The following is a 20,271-nucleotide window of genomic DNA, read 5'->3' as shown; positions in this document are numbered from 1 at the left end:
TTGCAGCTCGTCTCTATTACGTTAGAGCAATGTCTCGATATCCGCCATACGGTACTGTGGCCGCATCTTGCCCGCAATGCTTCACGCGTAGAAGGCGATGAAGACGCCTGGCATTTTGGTGTGGCTGAAGACGGGAAAATTGTCAGTTGTTTATCGGTTTTTATGCTTGATGAACGACGGTGTCAAATCCGTAAATTCGCCACCTTACAAGCGCATCAGCAGCAAGGTTATGGCCGTTTTCTGTTGCAGAGCGTGCTGGAAAAGTTAGTCCGGGCGGGCATTGATTTTGTGCAGCTGGATGCCAGAACGTCGGCGACGGCATTTTACGCGCGCTTTGGCTTTATGCCGCAAGGCGAGCCGTTTTATAAACAAGAAGTGCAGTACATTCGTATGTCACGCACATTGTAAAACCCGGCGACGAACGCCGCCGGGGTAAGGATTACCGCGGGATTTGCTGCGTAATGCAGTGGATGTTGCCACCGCCGAGCAAAATCTCACGCGCCGGAACGCCGGTGATGACGAAATCCGGGAACATCTCTTCGAACAGCGCCTGCGCTGCGCCATCGGTGGCCGGATCCAGCAGCGGGTAAATAATCTGCTGGTTACTGACCAGATAGTTAACGTAAGAGCCCGCCAGGCGGTTGCCTTCGTGGCGCTCAATCGCCGTGCCTTTTTCGACATCACGGGTCTCTTCGGCGCTGGCGAACAGCGGCAGCGGAGACGGCACTTTCCATACTTTCAGCGTACGCCCTTGCGCATCTTTGGTGTTTTCCAGCACCTCAAGTGCGGCAACGGAGCGCGTGTACTGCGGGTCGTTCTGGTCATCTGTCCAGTGCAGGGCCACTTCGCCAGGACGGACGAAACAGCACATGTTGTCGATATGACCGTCGGTTTCGTCATTGAACACGCCTTCCGGCAACCAGATAATCTGCGTCACGCCTAAATAATCGCGCAGTTGCTGTTCGATCTGCGCTTTGCTCAGATGCGGGTTGCGGTTCGGGTTCAGCAAACACTCTGCGGTGGTCAACAATGTGCCTTCGCCATCGACATGAATGGAGCCGCCTTCCAGCACCAAATCGGTGTGATAGCACGGCATCTGGTGATAAGCCGCAACCTGCCCGGCCACCAACTGATCGCGATCCCAGCTTGCATACAAACCGCCATTCAGCCCTCCCCAGGCGTTAAATGTCCAGCTAATACCACGTTTTTCACCCGCGTTATTTATTACCACTGTCGGGCCGGTGTCGCGCATCCAGGCGTCATCGCTTTCCATCTCCACCAGCGTCACGTCCGCAGGCATGGTGGCGCGCGCTTTGGCCATTTCGGCGGCAGGCACGCCCATGATCACCGGCGTGTTGCGTGAAATCGCTTTGGCGACAGCGGCAAACGCCTGCTGCGCCGGCGCGGCGTCAGCACGCCAGTTATCGGTGCGGTAAGGCCAAATCATCCATACCGCCTGATGCGGCGCCCACTCCGCCGGCATGGCGAATCCATCTTTTGTCGGCGTGGTTAGCTGTGACATCGCTTAGCTCCTTACGCTGCCATCGGAGGTGGCAATCGCGCTGTACATATTCGGGCGGCGATCGCGGAACAGCCCCCATGCGGCGCGCTGCGCGGCAATGGCGTCGAGATCGAAGGTGTGCACCAGCACCGCTTCGTCGGTTTTGTTTGCCTGTTCAACCAGCGCACCGGTTTGATCGGCGATAAAGGAAGAGCCGTAGAAGGTCATTTCCAGGCCTTCGATGTATTTGCTGGTTTCGGTGCCAATACGGTTAGATGCAATCACCGGAATGACGTTCGCGGCGGCGTGGCCCTGCTGTACGCGCGTCCAGTGCGGCTGGCTGTCGATATCCGGGTAAGCGGGTTCAGAGCCGATCGCGGTCGGGTAGAAAATAATTTCCGCGCCCTGCAAGGCGAGAACGCGCGCGGTTTCCGGGAACCACTGATCCCAGCAGATGCCGACGCCGATCTTCGCATAGCGGGTGTTCCACACTTTGAAACCGGTGTCGCCAGGGATAAAGAACTGTTTTTCTTGGTACGCCGGGCCATTCGGAATATGGGTTTTACGGTAGGTGTCGAGCACGCTGCCGTCGGCGTCAATCATCACCAGCGAGTTGTAATAGGCGTTGTTGCACTTTTCAAACAGGCTCAGCGGCAGCACCACTTCCAGCTCTTTAGCCAATGCGGAGAAGTGCTTGATCAGGGGGCTATTCGCTACTTCCTGCGCCAGCGCGTAGTGTTCCGGGCTTTGATCGATACAGAAGTAAGGCGCGGCGAACAGCTCCTGAATCAGGATCACCTGCGCGCCTTTGCTGTGCGCTTCACGCACCAGACGTTCAGCGTTTTGAATGTTCTTATCCAGATCCCAGCTACACGCCATTTGCGTTGCGGCGACGGTTACATTTCTCATAAAAAACTCTCCCGTTGTTCTCGGTTCAGGCAGTGCAAATCGTCAGCACTTATTTTGCTGCAAACTATAGCAACGAAATACGTTATGCATAAAATGTATTGTTATCATGAAAACATGAACAGGATGCATAGTGGTGATCGACCTGAATTTGCTGCGGCTGGTACCGATTCTGGCGAAAGAGAAGAGCGTGACTCGCGCGGCGCTGAAAGCGAATCTGTCACAATCTGCCTTTAGCCATGCCCTGAATCGCCTGCGTGAACAGCTCAACGATGAGATGTTTATCCGCACGCGCAACGGCATGGAGCCAACGCCCTACGCCGCGATGATGATCCCGGTGATTGAGAGCGCGCTCAGCAAGCTGGATACCGCCACGCGCGGGCCAAGCCATTTCGACCCGCTGCGCGACGCACACACGTTTTATATTGGCGCGGTGGACTATTTCGAGTTCATGTTTATGCCGGTGCTGACCGCGCGCTTTAAAACCATTGCGCCGAATGTGCGGCTTTCGGTGGATATTCTTTCAGAAACCATCAAGGTTGAGCGGGTGGAGCAGGGGCAACTGGATGCGTTTATCGGCGTCGATAACGTACAACATATTCCCCATTATTTTAATAAACATAAGCTTATCTCCGACCACTTTGTCGCTATCGTCTCGGTCGAACGTACCGATTTGCCGGAACAGCTCACCATGAGACATCTGGTCAGTGAAGCGCAAATCCATTTACCGGCGGTCAGCTCCGGCGCGGATCATATTGACAGTTGGCTGCTCGAACAGCACCTCTACCGGCCGCTGGCGACGGTGGTGCAAAGTTACGCCGTTGGCGGGCGCGTGGCGGTGGCGACCGGCTATTTAATGTGTGTGCCGTTTCGCATTGCCAGGGAACTGGCAACCATGTTGCCGCTGCGCATTATGCAGTTGCCAGAAGGCGCGCCATCGTATGATTTGCTGCTGCTGACACACCGGTTGTTCGACTACCAGCCCGCAGTGCAGTGGTTGATTAACGAACTGAAGGAGGCGAGGATTTAGCGGAAAAATAATTTCACATAAATCGTATTGCTTGAATGCTCCCCTAAAAAGAGCAGAAATGTGTTTTTATTGTCTGCGGTTGATCAGTTCATGTTGATATTATTAGGTTTGCATATATTGAGTTCTTGGTTTTATTTGTCATAAGAATATTCTTAATGAATGGGTGGCGGCGATATTGATGCCAGTGAGTTGTTTCATTGGTGACTATAAAAAATGATAAGATGGTAGATGAAATATTTATTGGTTGATAATTATAGGGATTAAATCCAGAGAGGAAGATGTGGCAGATAATGAAGGTTCGATAAGGTTATTGACATTAGGTGAGTTGTGCCTTGCTAAATCAGTTTTCGGAAATTCAATTCCTTACCACACTGTTTGGATCCACCACGATAGCTATTTCCCGTTGGGACTGCAAAAAAGAGAATTTGCTATGTCACCTAATGGTGAGTTGTATTTTCGGGATTGGTTCAGAGATGATTTTTCACGAGAGAAAATAGATTTACAGCATCTTTTTATTCATGAAATGACACACGTTTGGCAACGAGAACGTGGTATGCAGGTCAGACTCAGAGGTCTTTTCAGCTGGAATGCCGATTACGGCTATCGCTTAGATGGGCGAAGACTCGCACAATATCCGCTTGAACAGCAGGCACAGATAGTGGCTGATAATTTTGTTCTCGAAACATATGGATTAGGTAATTGGATAGAGCTTAAAACGTCAAAGACGGTCACCTCAAGAAATATAGTGCAGCATGAGGCTGATTTGAAAGCTCTTTATAAAGTCGCGTTACGCAATTTCCCAAATGGATTATGAAAATGAAAATATGCGCTAAATATATTCCTTTCTTGTTTCTACCTCTGCTTAGCGGTTGCCCAATGGGAGACCGGCTGGACCAGCGATATAAGCCAGCGGAGACCACCTCTGTTGAAATGAAGAGTGAGCAAATTTGTTTTAGGATCCTCTCTGCTGAAGATTATCAGCCAGTATTTATCAGCATTGCACCGCGCCACACTCCTCATAAAGAGCGTTGGTATCAGCAACATCCTCGCTTATCTGTTAATAACGGTGAAATGTGCATTCCGCCTGGTGTTTATAAATTTCCCGCTAAAGGGCAGTTCGTGGCGAGTTTCACGCTGGAATCGAAAGAAAAAGCAAAAACTACTGAATTTAATACCCGCCGTTTTGATACCGCTTTTGAGATAAAAGAGGGGCACGCAACAGTAATCGAGGTTGATAACAATGAGTTTTAAATGAGACCGTTGCTTCGCTTTGGTACGGTATTTCACTGGCAGGCATAAAGCAGGATAAAAACTACTTCAGCAAAGTTGATTGTTCCGTGTGTAAAATGCGGCTTCATTACTTTTTATAAGAGCCTCACTCGAATAGGTATGGTTCTCTTATAACTTTCGGATGGATATACCGGGATATGAAAGCGCTATTGATTCGCCATCCGCAAACTGAGTGGAACCGGGCGGGTATCATTCAAGGCCGGCTCGATAGCCCGCTAACACCGCGCGGTCGCGAAGAGGGCTACGCTTTGCTTCGCGGGCTGCGGGAGGCGGGGATTCACCCTGACGCTGTTTTCTCATCGCCGCTCGGCAGGGCGCAGCAGATGGCTTTGCTGATTGCTGAGCAATATCAGTGTGATATCTGCCTCGACGAGGCGTTACAGGAGCGGGATTTCGGTGAGTTTGATGGTCGACTGCTGAGCGATATTCGCCGGGAATATCCCCGTTTCGGTGATGATGAGGCTTTTCAACCGCCACAGGGTGAATCGCTGGGGCAGGCCGCGCAGCGGTTGCTCGACTTTTTACACCGCTTGCCGGATCTCTGCTCGCATGACACGGTAGCGCTGGTGTCGCACGGGCAAATTATGCAGGCGGCGATAGCGCAATTGCTGGAAAATTCCCTCGAAAATGTGGCGCGTTACCACCATCCCAATGCCAGTTATTCGTTGCTGGAGATCGACCACGACACCTGCCAGGTGGTGCGCTGGGGAGTGGCCAGCCATTTGCTGCGGCGAAAAAGTTTTTAACTTCAGCGCGCCATACTCACTTCTTAAAAAAACGGATGATCTTTTGCCACAATGACGTTTTGGTTGCAGAGCGTGCCCACGAAGGGTTGAGCAAATCCCCCGGCAGCAGATAGGGGCGATCATCATCATCGCGCAGGTGCGCATTCAGGGCTGTGGCAATCTCCAGCATTTTCTCGTAGAGCGGCTGCGTGGGCGATTTGCTGTAGATTTCGCCATCACGCCACTCCAGCCAGCAGGTTTCTTGCCCTTTCCAGATGACGTGAAATTCGCCATTTCGCCGATCAAAGGCGAGTTCGTCATCGCGGCTAATCAGCGCTACCCACTCTTCGCTGCCGATCGGCTGCGTTTCGCTTTCCGCCCAACATTCCGCCCGGGTGATATGCATTTCCCAGCCCATTGAAGGTTCCTTTTTTGCTGCTGAATAATGTTGCTATTTTTTCAGAAAATCGCGCCGGTAAGACGGTAAAAAAGAGAAGCCCGCCGGGGGCTTCTCTTCGTGTTTAACACACCGTAAAAACGTGCAGCCGCTGCTTAACGCATAGTGACGAATTCTTCTGCGGCTGTCGGGTGGATTGCCACCGTATTGTCGAAGTCTTTTTTGGTTGCGCCCATTTTCAGCGCCACCGCGAAGCCTTGCAGCATTTCGTCCATGCCGGATCCGATACCGTGAATGCCGACAATTTTCTCCTCCGGACCAACGCACACCAGCTTCATACGGCACGGCTGGCGGTGAGTGGTGACGGCGGTATACATCGCGGTGAAGGATGATTTGTAGATTTTCACCTGGTCATCGCCGTACTGCTCGCGCGCCTGCGGTTCGGTCAGGCCAACGGTGCCAATCGGCGGATGGCTGAACACCACGGTCGGAATGTTGCTGTAGTCCAGATGCTCATCCGGCTTGTTGTTAAACAGGCGTTCAGAGAGACGACGACCGGCAGCCACGGCAACCGGTGTCAGTTCCACCGCGCCGGTGTTATCGCCGACCGCGTAAATGCCAGGTACGCTGGTGTTCTGGAATTTATCGACTTCGATATATCCTTTGTCGTTGGTTTTCACGCCAGTGACCGCCAGGTTGAAATTATCGGTTGCCGGTTCGCGGCCAATCGCCCAAATCAGGCTGTCCACGGTTTGTGAACGGCCATCTTCCAGCGTCAGCGTCAGGCTGCCGTCAGCGTTTTTCACCACTTCTTTCGGCACCGCGTGGGTGTGCAGCGTCGGGCCTTCTGCCGCCATCACTTCCACCAGCGTTTCGGTGATGAGCGGATCAAAGCTGCGCAGCGGCGCATGTTTACGCACAAACAGGTGCGTTTCGGCACCCAGGCCGTTGATCACACCCGCCAGTTCCACGGCGATATAACCTGCGCCAACCACCGCGACGCGTTTTGGCAGCGCGGGCAGGGCGAAGAAACCGTCAGAATCAATGCCGTATTCCACGCCCGGAATGTTCGGGTGGCTTGGACGACCACCGGTGGCGATCAGGATATGATCGGCAGTGATCGTTTCGCCGTTCACTTCCACGGTTTTGGCATCGACAAAGCGCGCGAAACCGCGGATCACATCGACATTGTTTTTACCGAGCACGTTATCGTACGAAGTATGAATGCGGTCGATGTAGGCGCTACGGCTGGCGACCAGTTTGCTCCAGTCGAAATGATTCACGGTGGTGTCGAAACCGTAATCCGGGCCGTACAGATGAATCGCTTCAGAAATCTGCGCCGCGTGCCACATCACTTTTTTCGGCACACAACCGACGTTCACGCAGGTGCCGCCAAGTTCTTTTGCTTCGATCAGCGCGCATTTTTGACCGTACATAGCCGCACGGTTTATCGATGCGATACCGCCGCTGCCGCCGCCAATAGCGATGTAGTCGTAATGTTTGCTCATGGTTGTTTCCTTAATCCTGAACGAAGTCGAAAATATTCGCGATTGTAGCGCGCAGCCGAAAAGGTTCCACCAATGGCTGCGATTACTCCGGCACCACCTGGTGAATCAGCGTATGCCCGGTGCCGGCTGGCACCAGTTTGCTGTGCAGCCACGGCAGCACATTGTTCATCTGCGCTTCGAGTTTCCACGGCGGGTTAATCACAATCATGCCGGAAGCGGTCATACCACGCTGGTCGCTGTCCGGGCGCACGGCCAGTTCGATTTGCAGAATGTTACGAATGCCGGTGGCTTCCAGATCGCGCAGCATGCGTTTGATTTGCTGGCGCATCACCACCGGATACCACAGCGCATAAACACCGGTCGCAAAGCGTTTGTGACCTTCGCTGATGCCGCTGACTACCGCCTGGTAGTCGGTTTTCATTTCGTAGGGCGGGTCGATAAGGATCAGACCGCGACGCGAAACCGGCGGCAGCTTGGCTTTTAACTGCAAAAAACCGTCGGCGCGATCAACGCGGGTACGGCTATCTTTCAGGAACTCCTGGCGCAGCAGCGGGTAGTCGCTCGGGTGCAGTTCAGTCAGTTGCAGGCTGTCCTGCTCACGCAGCAGTTCACGGGCGATCAGCGGTGAACCGGGGTAATAACGTAACTGCCCGCTCCGGTTGAAATGGCGCACCACGTTCATATACGGCTCCAGCTCAGCCGGTAAATCATCCTGCTGCCAGATACGGGCAATGCCTTCCAGATATTCGCCAGTACGCTCTGCATGTTCACCGGAAAGCTGATAGCGCCCGGCACCCGCGTGGGTGTCGAGATAGAGAAACGGTTTCTCTTTTTCTTTCAGCGCTTCGATGATCAGGCTCTGAACGGTGTGTTTAAGGACGTCGGCATGGTTGCCTGCGTGAAAGCTGTGGCGATAACTGAGCATGGGTACTGAGATTCCGGAAAATAAACGAGATTTCGCACAGTTTACCGCAGATTAGCGCAGATTACCGTAACACCCGCCCGCTTGTTTCAACGCGGCGCAAAAGGTTTCAAAACATAACCACGTCATAAAACTGTCAAACAACGGCGCTAGCGTCATTTTCAGGCAAGGTAATTGTTTGAATAAAAGGATAAAACATGAAGACTCGTCTCACGCTTTTAACCGTCGCGCTGCTGTTGACTCACCAGGCGCTGGCAAAAGATGTGACTCTCATGCAGGCGCGCGATATCGCGAACACCACGACGCCCGCCTCGGAAAGCCCGGCCTATGTCGCGCTGGAAGCTCAGTCGCTGGCCGGGCTGCGCCAGGCGTTGCAGGGAAACGCTTCCTCGCTCACGCGCGACCAGCTTGAGCATTCTGCCCAGCATCAACAAGCGGACAGCGCATGGTTAAAAGCCCGAGGATATGACTTCCAGGTGAAAGCCAATCAGCAAGCTGGCATCGCGCTGCTCTCCTCATTTAGCGCGTTGCCGAAAACGACGCTGGATGCCAACCTGCAAACGGTCGAAGCGATTAACCTCGACGCGACCAAAGGCCTGCGTCGTCAGGCGCTGGCGGATGCCGAAGGGATCAGTTATCTCTACTTTGTAGCCGATTCACTGGGGCCAAAGCTTGGCAAGGCGTTTCTCACTGCTTATGACAAAGGCGAACTGGGGAAAGCGGCGGCGCTGATCAAAGCCACGGAAATCAGTACCGGCGCGGCGAAAAAGCACTTTGATTACAAACGCCCGTTCCTCATTCCCGGTAACACCATCCACTTGGTGCCGGACGATGTGGTGATAAAAGATAACAAAGCCTACACCGCAGACGGCGGTTCATTTCCCAGCGGGCATACCAATACCGGTTATACCGATTCGCTGTTGATGGCAGAAATGCTCCCGGAACGCTTTGAGGCGCTGATGACGCGCGGTGCGCGCTACGGCTATTCGCGCGTGGTGTTGGGCGTGCATTACCCGCTGGATGTGATGGGTTCACGTATGGTGGCGCAGCGCAATGTGGCGCATTTCCTGAACGACGCGGCTTACCGCGCGATGTTTAATGAAGCCCGCGACCAGTTACGGGCCGCGCTGGAAAAAGAGTGCGGCATGTCCCTTGCGCAATGTGCGCAAAGCGGCGGTAAAGATGACCCTTATCGTGACCCGGCAATGCGTGATTTCTACCGTTTCACGATGACCTACAATTTGCCGCAGCAGAAGGGAGCGGCGAAAGCACTGAAGGTACCGCAAGGCGCTGAGGTACTGCTGGACGCGGCGCTGCCGAATCTCTCCGCCAGCCAACGGCGCGCCTTAATGGTGAAAACGGCGATCCCGGCGGGTTATCCATTATCTGGTGAGACTGACGAGCAGAATTTCTGGCAGCGTGTGGACCTGTCTGCCGCCTTTCAAATGGGGCATAAAACGCGCTGAATTTCACCCTACTCACGCCCGGTGAGCGCAATGCCGCCGGGCTTTTTCTTCGTTGCTGCTTATTGCAGCGATACCCACGCTAAGCGCATCGCGCGGGATTGAAATCTCCTACACTTAACCCCATGCTAGAAAACATTGCCAAGCGCCTAAGCGCTTTATTCACCTCATTCCAAGGACTGCGCATATGACCAACCCTTTATTGACGCCTTTCGTGCTACCGCCGTTTTCTCAAATCCTTCCTGAGCATGTTGTTCCCGCCGTGACCAAAGCGCTGGAAGATTGCCGGAACGCGGTGGAAAGCGTTGTCGCGCAGGGCGGCCCGTATACCTGGGCGAATCTTTGCCAGCCGCTGGCGGAAGTGGATGACCGTCTTGGTCGCCTGTTTTCGCCGGTCAGCCATCTCAATTCGGTGAAAAACAGCCCGGAACTTCGCGAGGCTTACGAACAAACGCTGCCGCTGCTCTCTGAATACAGCACCTGGGTAGGGCAGAACGAAGGGTTATACAACGCCTACCGCGATCTGCGCGATGGGGAGCATTACGCTTCGCTGAGTGTGGCTGAGAAGAAATCGGTAGATAACGCACTGCGTGATTTCAAATTGTCGGGCATCGGCTTGCCGAAAGAGAAACAGAAACGTTACGGCGAAATCGCCGCGCGTCTCTCTGAGCTCGGCAACATCTACAGCAACAACGTGCTGGACGCCACCATGGGCTGGAGCAAGCTCATCACCGATGAAGCAGAGCTGGCCGGTATGCCGGAAAGCGCGCTGGCGGCGGCGAAAGCACAGGCGGAAGCCAAAGAGCAAGAAGGCTGGCTGCTGACGCTGGATATCCCGAGCTATCTGCCGGTGATGACCTACTGCGATAACCAGGCGCTGCGTGAAGAGATGTATCGCGCTTACAGTACCCGCGCCTCCGATCAGGGTCCGAACGCCGGGAAATGGGACAACAGCCCGGTGATGGCGGAAATCCTCGCGCTGCGTCACGAGCTGGCGCAACTGCTGGGCTTTGAAAGTTACGCCTTTAAATCACTGGCTACCAAAATGGCGGAAAACCCGTCGCAGGTGCTGGAGTTTTTAACCGATCTCGCCAAACGTGCGCGTCCGCAGGGCGAAAAAGAGCTGGCGCAGCTGCGCGCTTTCGCCAAAGCCGAGTTCGGCGTGGATGAGCTGCAACCGTGGGATATTGGCTACTACAGCGAAAAACAGAAACAGCATCTTTACAGCATCAGTGATGAACAGCTGCGCCCGTACTTCCCGGAAGAGCGCGCGGTAAACGGCCTGTTTGAAGTGGTAAAACGCATTTATGGCATCACCGCGAAAGAGCGTAAAGATATCGACGTCTGGCATCCGGATGTGCGCTTCTTCGAGCTGTATGACGAGAGCAACGAGCTGCGCGGCAGCTTCTATCTTGATCTCTATGCGCGTGAGAACAAACGCGGCGGCGCCTGGATGGACGACTGCGTGGGGCAGTTGCGCAGAGCCGATGGTTCGCTGCAAAAACCGGTGGCTTATCTCACCTGTAACTTTAACCGCCCGGTCAACGGCAAACCGGCGCTGTTTACCCATGATGAAGTAATTACCCTGTTCCATGAATTTGGGCATGGCTTGCACCATATGCTGACTCGTATTGAAACCGCCGGCGTGGCGGGTATCAGCGGTGTGCCGTGGGATGCGGTCGAGCTGCCGAGCCAGTTTATGGAGAACTGGTGCTGGGAGCCGGAAGCGCTGGCGTTTATCTCCGGTCATTATGAAACCGGCGAACCGCTGCCGCAGAAGCTGCTGGATAAAATGCTGGCAGCGAAGAACTACCAGGCGGCGATGTTTATTCTGCGCCAGCTGGAGTTCGGCCTGTTCGACTTCCGTCTGCATGCTGAGTTCAGCCCGGAACAAGGAGCGAAAATCCTCGAAACACTGGCAGAAATCAAACGCCAGGTCGCGGTAGTGCCGGGACCGTCGTGGGGGCGCTTCCCGCATGCGTTCAGCCATATTTTCGCTGGCGGTTACGCGGCAGGTTACTACAGCTACCTGTGGGCCGATGTGCTGGCGGCGGATGCGTTCTCCCGCTTCGAAGAAGAGGGGATTTTCAACCGCGAGACCGGGCAGTCGTTCCTCGATAACATCCTCACTCGTGGCGGTTCGGAAGAGCCGATGGAGCTGTTCAAACGCTTCCGTGGCCGCGAGCCGCAGATTGACGCGATGCTTGAGCATTACGGTATCGAAGGCTAACGCATTGAAAATTTGTTTGCTGGATGAAACAGGCGCCGGAGACGGCGCCTTATCTGTTCTTGCGGCCCGCTTTGGGCTGGAGCAGGACAATGACAACCTGATGGCGCTGGTGCTCACACCGACGCATCTGGAGCTACGTAAGCGCGACGAACCGAAGCTCGGTGGGATTTTTGTCGATTTCGTGGCAGGCGGCATGGCGCACCGGCGCAAGTTTGGCGGCGGGCGCGGTGAAGCGGTGGCGAAAGCGGTCGGCATCAAAGGCAGCTATCTGCCGGAAGTAGTGGATGCGACTGCGGGGCTGGGACGCGATGCGTTTGTGCTGGCGTCGGTGGGTTGCCGGGTGCGGATGCTGGAGCGCAATCCGGTTGTTGCCGCGTTGCTGGAAGACGGCCTGAATCGCGGCTATGCCGATGCGGAGATTGGCCCGTGGTTGCGTGAACGGTTGCAGTTGATTCACGCCTCCAGTCTGACGGGGTTGGCGGATATTACGCCGCGCCCGCAAGTGGTTTACCTCGACCCGATGTTCCCGCATAAGCAAAAAAGCGCGCTGGTGAAAAAGGAGATGCGGGTGTTTCAGTCGTTGGTTGGCCCGGATCTGGATGCCGATGGTTTACTGGAGCCCGCGCGCCAGCTCGCCATCAAACGCGTGGTGGTTAAACGTCCGGATTACGCGCCGCCGCTGGCGGGGATCGCGACCCAATCGGCGGTCGTCACGAAGAGCCATCGCTTCGATATCTACCCCGGTTCGGGAGAGTAAGCAGGCGGCGGCATGGATTGCGCTCTGTAAGGGTGTACCAAAAACCTGCCACATCTGTGGGCTTAACCCGACAACGCGGCGCCAACGCCTGTTGATAGGCACGTGGAGTTTGCCGTGAGCAATAAAAAGCCCGGCCGCATTGCGCGGGCCGGGCAGTATTTAGCCTAACGTTAAGCCGTTAGCGAAATATCAGTCTTCTTCTTCATCCCGCAGCGGGACAATCAGCATATCAACGTGCACGGTGTTAATAAGCTGGCGTGCGGAAGACATCAATTTGCTCCAGAAGTCCTGATGGTGGCCGCATACCACCAGATCCATATCGTATTTTTTAATCGCATCCACCAGCACTTGCCCCAGATCGCCGCTGCCGCTCAGGGTTTCAGTGATCGGGTAACCCGCGTTGGTGGAAAGCTCTGTCAGCGCCTGATGCGTTTCGTCGGAGATACGTTTTTGCATATCGCCGAGGTTAACGTCGATAAGGCCTGTATAAAGATCGGAGTAGTTTACATCGACATGAATCAGGGAAATTTTCGCGTTGTACGGTCGCGCCATGGATACCGCTTTCTCAACCAGCAATTTGCTTTCGGGGGAGAGATCGACTGCGATAAGGATATGTTTGTAAGCCATAGTGTTACTCCTTCCATAAGTTGTCGATGACCATCGGGGTTATACCCCCTGATGCTGTTGCACTGCGCCCGCATCCTGCGTTTCACGTGAGCGTAGCGCCCGGCCTTAAAGATCTCATTGTGAAGATATTTCTACCTTATAACGCTCTTTTAGTACCGTCAATCAACCTGGATCACGATTCACTTAAGCCAGATTTACAGCCAGATGCATTGATGATGGTGATGCTGGTGGCAAAAAAATAAACTGATCTCCTACACTATAAATAAACCGTACGGAAAACAGACGGTGTCCCTCAGTTGTCTGGCGCATGGAAGCGAAGTCAATTGCGGGACACCGCCTGTGTTGTCATCCCGTACGGCGATTAATACTCTTCGTTGTTTGGCTTGGTTGGGTATCCGGGAGCGAGGGTCCAGGAGCGAATCTCTGTGGGCGGTCGCCGGGGAGGGGATATGGTAATCAGCACTGTTGCGCTGTTTTGGGCTTTGTGTGTCGTATGTGTGATTAACATGGCGCGTTATTACTCATCGCTGCGCGCGCTGTTAGTAGTACTTCGCGGATGCGACCCTCTACTTTATCAATACGTGGACGGTGGCGGTTTTTTCACTTCCCACGGTCAACCGAGCAAACAGATGCGGCTGGTGTGGTACATCTACGCCCAGCGCTATCGCGATCATCATGACGATGAATTTATTCGCCGCTGCGAACGTGTGCGCCGTCTGTTCATTTTAACCAGTTCACTCTGCGGTCTGGTGGTGGTGAGCCTGATTGCGCTGCTGATTTGGCACTAAATTGAAACCATAAAAAAACGGGCCAGCAAGCGGGCCCGTTTTTTGTCGTGCGTGAAGCGCGTTAAATCAGATGCAGCGCCAGCCAGTACAGCACGCCGGACAGAATAATCGAGGCTGGCAGGGTGAAGACCCACGCCATCAGAATATTGGTCACGGTTTTACGCTGCAGGCCACCGCCGTCAACGATCATCGTCCCGGCAACGGAAGACGACAGCACGTGCGTAGTGGAAACCGGCATCCCGGTGTAACTCGCCAGACCGATAGAAACGGCGGCTGTCATCTGCGCGGACATGCCCTGCGCATACGTCATGCCTTTCTTACCGATCTTCTCACCGATGGTTGTCGCCACGCGACGCCAGCCGATCATCGTACCTAAGCCTAACGCCAGCGCGACGGCCATGATTATCCAAATTGGCGCGTACTCGATGGTGCTCAGCATATCGCCTTTCAGCTTTTTCAGCAGACGCTGGTCGTCAGCGCTGACTTCCGGCTGCTTCGCCACCTGGTCGGTGATATCAGACAGGCAGAGCATAATGCGACGCAGCTGGCTGCGTTGTTCCACCGGCAGTTTGTCGTAGCTTTCAACGTTGGTCAGCATCGTTTTCGCGCGATCCAGCGCCATAATGGCGCGGCCCGGATGGCAGTGGAACTCACCCGGTTGGGTGGCCACTTCTTCCGGCGTTGGGATGAGCGGATCGACACCGGTCACTTTTTGCAGCAGCGCCGGATGTTGCTGGAAGTACGTTTCCACGTTGTTGACGGCATCACGCGTACGGGTGATGTCGTAACCAGAGGCATTCATATTGACCACGAAGCCCGCAGGCGCAACGCCAATCAGCACCAGCATAATCAAGCCGATACCTTTCTGACCGTCGTTCGCACCATGCGAGAAACTCACACCAATCGCGGAGAGGATCAGCGCGATACGCGTCCAGAACGGCGGCTTTTTCTTGCCGTCGATTTTCTCGCGTTCAGCGGGGGTCATATGGATGCGCGCACGTTTTTTCGTGTTGCTCCAGTAACGGCGCAGGATAAACACCAAACCGCCAGCGAAGACTAGGCCCACGATCGGTGAAACGATCAGCGAAGCGAAGATATTCAGCACTTTCGGGATGTTTAATGCGTCCACCACCGAGGTGCCGGTCATCAATGCATTGGTTAAACCAATACCGATAATCGCGCCAATCAGGGTGTGGGAGCTGGAAGCAGGCAGGCCCAGATACCAGGTGCCAAGGTTCCAGATAATAGCGGCCAGCAGCATGGAAAAGACCATCGCCAGACCATGCGCAGAGCTGACATTCAGCAGCAGATCGGTGGGCAACATATGCACGATCGCATACGCGACGCTCAACCCACCCAGCAAGACGCCGAAGAAGTTAAACACCGCTGCCATCACGACCGCCAGCTGAGAACGCATAGCGCGTGTATAAATGACGGTTGCTACGGCGTTGGCTGTGTCATGGAAGCCGTTGATGGCTTCATAGAACAGAACAAAAACCAGAGCAAGCAAGAGTAACAGCCCGGTATGAAGATCCAGGCCGGCAAACAAATGTACCATAGGTCGTTAAGCCATTTTGAGGACATGAACGCGGCGCATTATCAGGGACATTGGCAGCCTCGGCAAAGTGAATTATGTATTTTTTTTGACATTATTTCTTAAATTAAACTGACATTTTAAAATTAATTTATATTTTTCAATGCCCTGTTACCATTCGCGCGTATTCACGCTGGTGCGACCAGCGTGAACTCTTTACAATCCGCCACGATTTATCAATGAGGGGGAAGTTGTGGAAAAGTTTGATGCCATTATTATCGGCGCCGGTGCGGCGGGCATGTTCTGCGCGGCGCTGGCCGGGCAGGCGGGTCGTCGGGTGTTATTGCTGGATAATGGCAAAAAACCCGGCCGCAAAATTTTGATGTCCGGCGGCGGACGCTGCAACTTTACTAACCTTTATGTCGAGCCTGCGGCATATTTGAGCCAAAACCCGCATTTTTGCAAATCTGCGCTGGCGCGCTACACCCAGTGGGACTTTATCGATCTGGTTGGTAAATACGGTATCGCCTGGCATGAAAAGACGCTGGGGCAGCTTTTTTGCGATGATTCGGCGCAGCAAATTGTCGATCTGCTGGTGGCCGAGTGCGAAAAAGGGAACGTCATCCAGCGCCTGCGTACGGAAGTGCTGAGCGTTGAGCGCAACGACGATGGCTACACCTTGCAACTCAACGGCGAAAGCGTGCAGGCGAAAAATCTGGTCATTGCTTCCGGCGGTTTGTCGATGCCGGGGCTGGGCGCTTCGCCGTTTGGTTATAAAATCGCCGAGCAGTTCGGTTTAAAGGTGCTGCCAACGCGTGCCGGATTAGTGCCGTTTACCCTGCATAAACCGCTACTGGAGCAGATGCAGACGCTTTCCGGCGTCTCGGTGCCATCGGTAGTTACCGCCGAGGATGGCACGGTTTTTCGCGAAAACTTGCTGTTTACCCATCGGGGATTATCCGGCCCGGCCATTTTGCAAATTTCCAGCTACTGGCAGCCGGGTGAATTTGTCAGCATCAACTTGCTGCCCGATGTCGATCTGGACGGCTTCCTCACTCAGCAGCGCGATGCGCACCCGAATCAGAGCCTGAAAAAAACGCTGGCGATGCAGTTGCCAAAACGGCTGGTGGAGTGTCTGCAACAGCTTGAGCAGATCCCGGATGTCACATTGAAGCAGCTCAATAGCCGCGAGCAGGAGAATCTGGTTGCGCGGCTGACGAACTGGCGTGTGCAGCCGAATGGCACCGAAGGTTATCGCACCGCAGAAGTGACGCTCGGCGGCGTCGATACCCATGAATTGTCGTCGCGCACCATGGAAGCCCGCAATGTGCCGGGTCTGTATTTTATTGGTGAAGTGATGGATGTCACCGGCTGGCTTGGCGGTTACAACTTCCAGTGGGCGTGGTCGAGCGCCTGGGCCTGCGCACAGGCCTTAGCGGCAGAACCCTCGGCCTGAGCCCGCGTAACGCAGAAGAAAAAAGCCCAGCCCGGGCTTTTTTATCGCCGGTGAACCGCTAACGTTTCTTTTGTTACAGCGGCACGCCTGAGCCGGTGGAGACAAGTGCGCTGTCGGGGAGCGTGTGGCGCTGACTGAGATTGTATTGGTCCACTATCCCGAACATTTCGGCGAAAAGCGCATCGTCTTTTTTCGCCCAGAATGTGTCTAAATCATCCCCGCCCCATATCTCATGGGTATGGCATACAAATTCAAGTAAACCGCCTTCATGCGGCGTGAAGTCGATACGTTTGGCGCTATTTGCCGCAATAATGTGTTGATAGAAAAGCACGATCTTACAGTCGCAACCTTGCGCGTTATACAACGACAGGAATTCATTGAGATGTTCCCGTAAAAGGCAGAGATCGGAATGCTCGGTGATACGGTGATGATAAAGAAACACAAAATCTTTTTTGCCCCGGTATTGTAACTGGCGGGAAATACGGCGTTGAAAGGCGCGGCTGTCTTCTTTAATTCTTAGCGGGTCATGATGGGTGAATTCAAAACCCAGCATATGCCTTTCGCTATATTGCCCTGTACATTTTTCGTAAAACGTTGAACGCACAACGGCATGTTCGCCATCCGGGAAATGTTGTAAATGCTCTTTTTCCAGCAAATGGCGATAGTCGTCTTTTTCCATTTGCAGAATATATTCAATATTCGAGCGCCCCGATGAAAAAACGGAACTGAAGGATTTTCGGTTATGTCGGCGAAGAATATCATCGGGAAGACAATTCTCACCCAATGAAATCCAAAGTACTTGCGAAGTGAAATTATTGCGATATTTCCATTTCTTATGCAGGTTACGCATCGTTCTTTTCAGCGATTTGAGGTTATCTCTTACGCGTTGTTTAATGGCTTCGCCTTTCATCAGGGGCACCTCATGTTGTTATTACACCATTCCAGATAAAGCGATGAGTGACCTTATCGCTGCTGATTTTATCTATTCCGCTGCCTCTGAATGTATGTGCAGCGTTAAGGTAAGTTATTGTTATATTTATTCTTGTCTGACGCAGGGTTGCTATTCTGCGTAGGCGTTGTGAAATAAAGAAATTCGCTTTACTGACCGTGGTCAGTAAATGACGGGTGAATGCGTGACATCCGCTATTACTTCTCTTTGCGGATTTTAAAATAGGAAATTTTTGTTGATGGCCTGGTGGTGATTATTTCTTTGGCAGAAGAAATAAATTATGCCAGCCATAATAATAAAGTTAGGTCATATACATGATATATCCTGAGTTATGCGCTTCATTAAGAAATTCCTCACGGCACGTTTCATTAGCACCATGAACAGGAGATAAATTTGATATAAAGACTCACGCGCCGTTACATATTTTACACTTTGTCTTGTCTTTACCCCTCATCAGGAAAATCTCAAAATAGGCCGCCGGGCTTGATGCAGGTCGCGGAATGAAAATAAAGCCGCGTCAATTTTTTGTGGAGCCGATTGTTTTTACGCCTTTAATGTTTGCCGCCATCTGCCGATAACGTCAGTACGCCCTCCGTTGCGCAATTAGTGAAAATACCTCTGACAAGGAATGAAAATGAAAACCGGCACGTTACTCCTGCCTGCACTGCTGGCTGTCGCTGTTAGCGCACAAGCCACTGATTACCCTGAAATCCAGGGCAAAAAAATCGTCAGCAACACCGTAAACCCCTTACTGATGATGCGCGTGAATGACCGTATTTCCGCCCTGAACCAGCTGGTTTTCAGCGACGGGCAGCACATTAACCGCTGGGATGGTTTTGATTGCACCACCAACAAAGCGGTGAAGCTGTACTGGGAAATGCTTGACGATCAAGAGGCGGTGATTCGTCGCTTCTACGGCGACAGCTACGAGCGTTACGCGGAACCAAAACCCCAAAGCGCGCTGGATGATATTGCTAAAAATCTTTGCCAGGCTTCCCGACTGAAAAACCCAAGCTGGGTTTATATCGAGAAAATGTCGAAATATGAGACGCCAATTCTGCTGGATACGGCTTCAGTGTTGCGGGTTAATGAGTTGGTAATCGCTAAAATTGGCTTTGAATACAGCGAGATCACTTTCGATCCGCCGTATGACGCGCCCTACGATTTGAAACTTGAAATACATGGCTATAACTGTGAAACCCAGCATGACAATGTGATTGCCGGGCTGGATATCACGCCCGAAGGTTATGTCTCGGACAGCCTGACCGGTAAAGCGGCACAGCGTCGCGCGGACACGTTTGTCAACACACCGGCCACCGTCGCTGCGTTCAAACAGCTTTGCGCCATGAGCACGCCTGCTGCGTTTAAAGGGGAAGGGGTGTATGTTCCGTCAACGAAGAAAAAAAGCGTCTCCACCCTCCTTGGCCCAAGTCTGCCAGACTTCACCAACAATTCACCGCAATGGATGACCCAGTTCCCGCTGCGCGCAGATATCGAAAAGCAGGCTCTGCAAATCGTTAATCCGTGGGCCACACCGCGCTTTAAAAAGCTGACATGGAACATGCAGTGGAGCGATAACGATGTCGTACCGATGCAACTTGATGTGCAACCCAACGGGCTCATGCTGCTGCTGGAAAACTACAAAATGTTCAAGGCGCAGCGCCTGACGATGGGCAACCTTGGACAGTTAAAAGGCGCCATCAGTCTGAGTTATTCACCAACGGTAACCAGTGAACTTCACACCAATCTGCGTTTTCCGCTGTACCAGGGGCAGAAATTTACCTTTGATACGGTTGCACCGAAAACGGGTAAAGGTGAGAAGAACACGGTGATTAATCGCCGGTGCGAAGTGAACGGCAGTGATGATGCGCGTCAGATCAACAGTGCGTTCAGCGGGCGTTACTGGAAAGTGGTCTGCGAGATTGAAAGTGATGGCGAAACGCATCAAGAGACGCTGGCCTGGCTGTCTGATTTGAATGTCTTTATGCCGTTAACCCAGTGGGAAAAAGGCAAAGAGACACCGGTGAAAGTGACCGATGTTGAGGTAACACGCTAGTTAAACGTAGACCTGAGCCGACCGGCTCAGGTACCACCGTTAACCAGGCCACCTGGGCGGGTTTCACCTGCCGGTGCAGGCAATGCAGAGCGTGTAAACGCGTTATTCGCAAGTGCCATGCGTTGAGGTATG

General features: G+C 53.4%; 20 protein-coding genes. 12 read left to right on the top strand and 8 right to left on the bottom strand.

The window, feature by feature from the left end; genetic code table 11:
• Positions 1-408, top strand: a complete 408-nt coding sequence (locus RT644_RS12610; protein WP_313626892.1) for a GNAT family N-acetyltransferase — start codon at positions 1-3, stop codon at positions 406-408.
• Positions 409-439: 31 nt separating this feature from the next.
• Here RT644_RS12610 and aguA read toward each other — a convergent pair whose 3' ends face one another.
• Positions 440-1,522, bottom strand: coding sequence for an agmatine deiminase (gene aguA / locus RT644_RS12605; protein ID WP_313626890.1), 1,083 nt, complete (start codon positions 1,520-1,522; stop codon positions 440-442).
• A 3-nt stretch (positions 1,523-1,525) separates the two neighbouring features.
• Positions 1,526-2,410 (bottom strand): N-carbamoylputrescine amidase, encoded by an 885-nt coding sequence (gene aguB / locus RT644_RS12600; protein WP_020455649.1) that lies wholly within the window; start codon positions 2,408-2,410, stop codon positions 1,526-1,528.
• 133 nt (positions 2,411-2,543) lie between these two features.
• Here aguB and RT644_RS12595 point away from each other — a divergent pair, with 133 nt between their 5' ends.
• The 4 genes from RT644_RS12595 to RT644_RS12580 all read left to right on the top strand — a co-directional run bounded on the left by RT644_RS12595 (position 2,544) and on the right by RT644_RS12580 (position 5,473).
• Positions 2,544-3,437 carry a LysR family transcriptional regulator gene (locus RT644_RS12595; protein ID WP_313626889.1) on the top strand — a complete coding sequence of 298 codons (894 nt, stop codon included), beginning with the start codon at positions 2,544-2,546 and terminating at the stop codon, positions 3,435-3,437.
• A gap of 280 nt (positions 3,438-3,717) precedes the next feature.
• On the top strand, positions 3,718-4,251 hold the full coding sequence (locus RT644_RS12590; RefSeq protein ID WP_160268419.1) for a type VI secretion protein: 534 nt from the start codon (positions 3,718-3,720) through the stop codon (positions 4,249-4,251).
• A gap of 2 nt (positions 4,252-4,253) precedes the next feature.
• Positions 4,254-4,688 carry a putative T6SS immunity periplasmic lipoprotein gene (locus RT644_RS12585; protein WP_048887062.1) on the top strand — a complete coding sequence of 145 codons (435 nt, stop codon included), beginning with the start codon at positions 4,254-4,256 and terminating at the stop codon, positions 4,686-4,688.
• 176 nt (positions 4,689-4,864) lie between these two features.
• A complete protein-coding gene (locus RT644_RS12580) occupies positions 4,865-5,473 on the top strand; it encodes a histidine phosphatase family protein (protein ID WP_313626885.1) in 609 nt (202 codons plus the stop codon).
• A gap of 16 nt (positions 5,474-5,489) precedes the next feature.
• On the opposite strand, the gene RT644_RS12575 is transcribed toward RT644_RS12580, so the two are convergent.
• From RT644_RS12575 to RT644_RS12565, 3 genes are all read right to left on the bottom strand, one after another.
• Complete coding sequence (locus RT644_RS12575) at positions 5,490-5,870, bottom strand: hypothetical protein (RefSeq protein WP_313626883.1); 381 nt, start codon at positions 5,868-5,870, stop codon at positions 5,490-5,492.
• A 134-nt stretch (positions 5,871-6,004) separates the two neighbouring features.
• Positions 6,005-7,357 (bottom strand): glutathione-disulfide reductase, encoded by a 1,353-nt coding sequence (gene gorA, locus RT644_RS12570; protein WP_020455643.1) that lies wholly within the window; start codon positions 7,355-7,357, stop codon positions 6,005-6,007.
• Between the two features lie 82 nt (positions 7,358-7,439).
• On the bottom strand, positions 7,440-8,282 hold the full coding sequence (locus RT644_RS12565; RefSeq protein WP_313626882.1) for a 23S rRNA (adenine(2030)-N(6))-methyltransferase RlmJ: 843 nt from the start codon (positions 8,280-8,282) through the stop codon (positions 7,440-7,442).
• Between the two features lie 194 nt (positions 8,283-8,476).
• Here RT644_RS12565 and RT644_RS12560 point away from each other — a divergent pair, with 194 nt between their 5' ends.
• The 3 genes from RT644_RS12560 to rsmJ all read left to right on the top strand — a co-directional run bounded on the left by RT644_RS12560 (position 8,477) and on the right by rsmJ (position 12,729).
• The gene (locus tag RT644_RS12560; RefSeq protein ID WP_313626880.1) at positions 8,477-9,745 is read left to right on the top strand and encodes a phosphatase PAP2 family protein; all 1,269 of its coding nucleotides are present in this window, start codon (positions 8,477-8,479) and stop codon (positions 9,743-9,745) included.
• A 184-nt stretch (positions 9,746-9,929) separates the two neighbouring features.
• Entirely contained in the window at positions 9,930-11,972 is a 2,043-nt protein-coding gene (gene prlC / locus RT644_RS12555) for an oligopeptidase A (protein ID WP_313626879.1), read from the top strand.
• Positions 11,973-11,976: 4 nt separating this feature from the next.
• The gene (rsmJ, locus tag RT644_RS12550; RefSeq protein ID WP_020455639.1) at positions 11,977-12,729 is read left to right on the top strand and encodes a 16S rRNA (guanine(1516)-N(2))-methyltransferase RsmJ; all 753 of its coding nucleotides are present in this window, start codon (positions 11,977-11,979) and stop codon (positions 12,727-12,729) included.
• A gap of 189 nt (positions 12,730-12,918) precedes the next feature.
• On the opposite strand, the gene uspA is transcribed toward rsmJ, so the two are convergent.
• Positions 12,919-13,356: a universal stress protein UspA gene (gene uspA / locus RT644_RS12545; protein WP_007369617.1), complete on the bottom strand. Its 438-nt coding sequence runs from the start codon at positions 13,354-13,356 to the stop codon at positions 12,919-12,921.
• A 26-nt stretch (positions 13,357-13,382) separates the two neighbouring features.
• Here uspA and RT644_RS12540 point away from each other — a divergent pair, with 26 nt between their 5' ends.
• Both RT644_RS12540 and uspB read left to right on the top strand, forming a co-directional pair.
• Positions 13,383-13,598 (top strand): hypothetical protein, encoded by a 216-nt coding sequence (locus RT644_RS12540; RefSeq protein ID WP_313626877.1) that lies wholly within the window; start codon positions 13,383-13,385, stop codon positions 13,596-13,598.
• Positions 13,599-13,805: 207 nt separating this feature from the next.
• Complete coding sequence (gene uspB / locus RT644_RS12535; protein WP_020455637.1) at positions 13,806-14,144, top strand: universal stress protein UspB; 339 nt, start codon at positions 13,806-13,808, stop codon at positions 14,142-14,144.
• A 61-nt stretch (positions 14,145-14,205) separates the two neighbouring features.
• On the opposite strand, the gene pitA is transcribed toward uspB, so the two are convergent.
• Positions 14,206-15,702: an inorganic phosphate transporter PitA gene (gene pitA, locus RT644_RS12530; RefSeq protein WP_045507687.1), complete on the bottom strand. Its 1,497-nt coding sequence runs from the start codon at positions 15,700-15,702 to the stop codon at positions 14,206-14,208.
• Between the two features lie 229 nt (positions 15,703-15,931).
• Between pitA and RT644_RS12525 the strand changes: the two genes are divergently transcribed.
• The gene (locus tag RT644_RS12525) at positions 15,932-17,134 is read left to right on the top strand and encodes an NAD(P)/FAD-dependent oxidoreductase (RefSeq protein ID WP_313626876.1); all 1,203 of its coding nucleotides are present in this window, start codon (positions 15,932-15,934) and stop codon (positions 17,132-17,134) included.
• 73 nt (positions 17,135-17,207) lie between these two features.
• On the opposite strand, the gene RT644_RS12520 is transcribed toward RT644_RS12525, so the two are convergent.
• Positions 17,208-18,044 (bottom strand): DUF1796 family putative cysteine peptidase, encoded by an 837-nt coding sequence (locus tag RT644_RS12520; protein WP_313626874.1) that lies wholly within the window; start codon positions 18,042-18,044, stop codon positions 17,208-17,210.
• Positions 18,045-18,717: 673 nt separating this feature from the next.
• On the opposite strand from RT644_RS12520, the gene RT644_RS12515 reads away from it, so the two are divergent.
• Positions 18,718-20,139: a hypothetical protein gene (locus tag RT644_RS12515; protein ID WP_097406454.1), complete on the top strand. Its 1,422-nt coding sequence runs from the start codon at positions 18,718-18,720 to the stop codon at positions 20,137-20,139.
• The last annotated feature ends 132 nt before the right edge of the window (positions 20,140-20,271 follow it).

Origin of the sequence: Kosakonia sp. (assembly GCF_032104925.1) — a bacterium.
In the GTDB taxonomy this organism is placed as follows: Bacteria; Pseudomonadota; Gammaproteobacteria; order Enterobacterales; family Enterobacteriaceae; genus Kosakonia.
The sequence above is the reverse complement of the archived record's forward strand: the minus strand, read 5'-3'. Positions and strand labels throughout refer to the sequence as shown.

Coding starts and splice junctions, on each gene's coding strand:
- uspA (WP_007369617.1), bottom strand. CDS start 13,356: ATGGCTTACAAACATATCCTTATCGCAGTCGATCTCTCCCCCGAAAGC.
- uspB (WP_020455637.1), top strand. CDS start 13,806: ATGGTAATCAGCACTGTTGCGCTGTTTTGGGCTTTGTGTGTCGTATGT.
- gorA (WP_020455643.1), bottom strand. CDS start 7,357: ATGAGCAAACATTACGACTACATCGCTATTGGCGGCGGCAGCGGCGGT.
- RT644_RS12585 (WP_048887062.1), top strand. CDS start 4,254: ATGAAAATATGCGCTAAATATATTCCTTTCTTGTTTCTACCTCTGCTT.
- RT644_RS12565 (WP_313626882.1), bottom strand. CDS start 8,282: ATGCTCAGTTATCGCCACAGCTTTCACGCAGGCAACCATGCCGACGTC.
- RT644_RS12520 (WP_313626874.1), bottom strand. CDS start 18,044: ATGAAAGGCGAAGCCATTAAACAACGCGTAAGAGATAACCTCAAATCG.
- RT644_RS12575 (WP_313626883.1), bottom strand. CDS start 5,870: ATGGGCTGGGAAATGCATATCACCCGGGCGGAATGTTGGGCGGAAAGC.
- RT644_RS12560 (WP_313626880.1), top strand. CDS start 8,477: ATGAAGACTCGTCTCACGCTTTTAACCGTCGCGCTGCTGTTGACTCAC.
- aguA (WP_313626890.1), bottom strand. CDS start 1,522: ATGTCACAGCTAACCACGCCGACAAAAGATGGATTCGCCATGCCGGCG.
- aguB (WP_020455649.1), bottom strand. CDS start 2,410: ATGAGAAATGTAACCGTCGCCGCAACGCAAATGGCGTGTAGCTGGGAT.
- pitA (WP_045507687.1), bottom strand. CDS start 15,702: ATGGTACATTTGTTTGCCGGCCTGGATCTTCATACCGGGCTGTTACTC.
- RT644_RS12580 (WP_313626885.1), top strand. CDS start 4,865: ATGAAAGCGCTATTGATTCGCCATCCGCAAACTGAGTGGAACCGGGCG.
- prlC (WP_313626879.1), top strand. CDS start 9,930: ATGACCAACCCTTTATTGACGCCTTTCGTGCTACCGCCGTTTTCTCAA.
- RT644_RS12540 (WP_313626877.1), top strand. CDS start 13,383: ATGACCATCGGGGTTATACCCCCTGATGCTGTTGCACTGCGCCCGCAT.
- RT644_RS12515 (WP_097406454.1), top strand. CDS start 18,718: ATGAAAACCGGCACGTTACTCCTGCCTGCACTGCTGGCTGTCGCTGTT.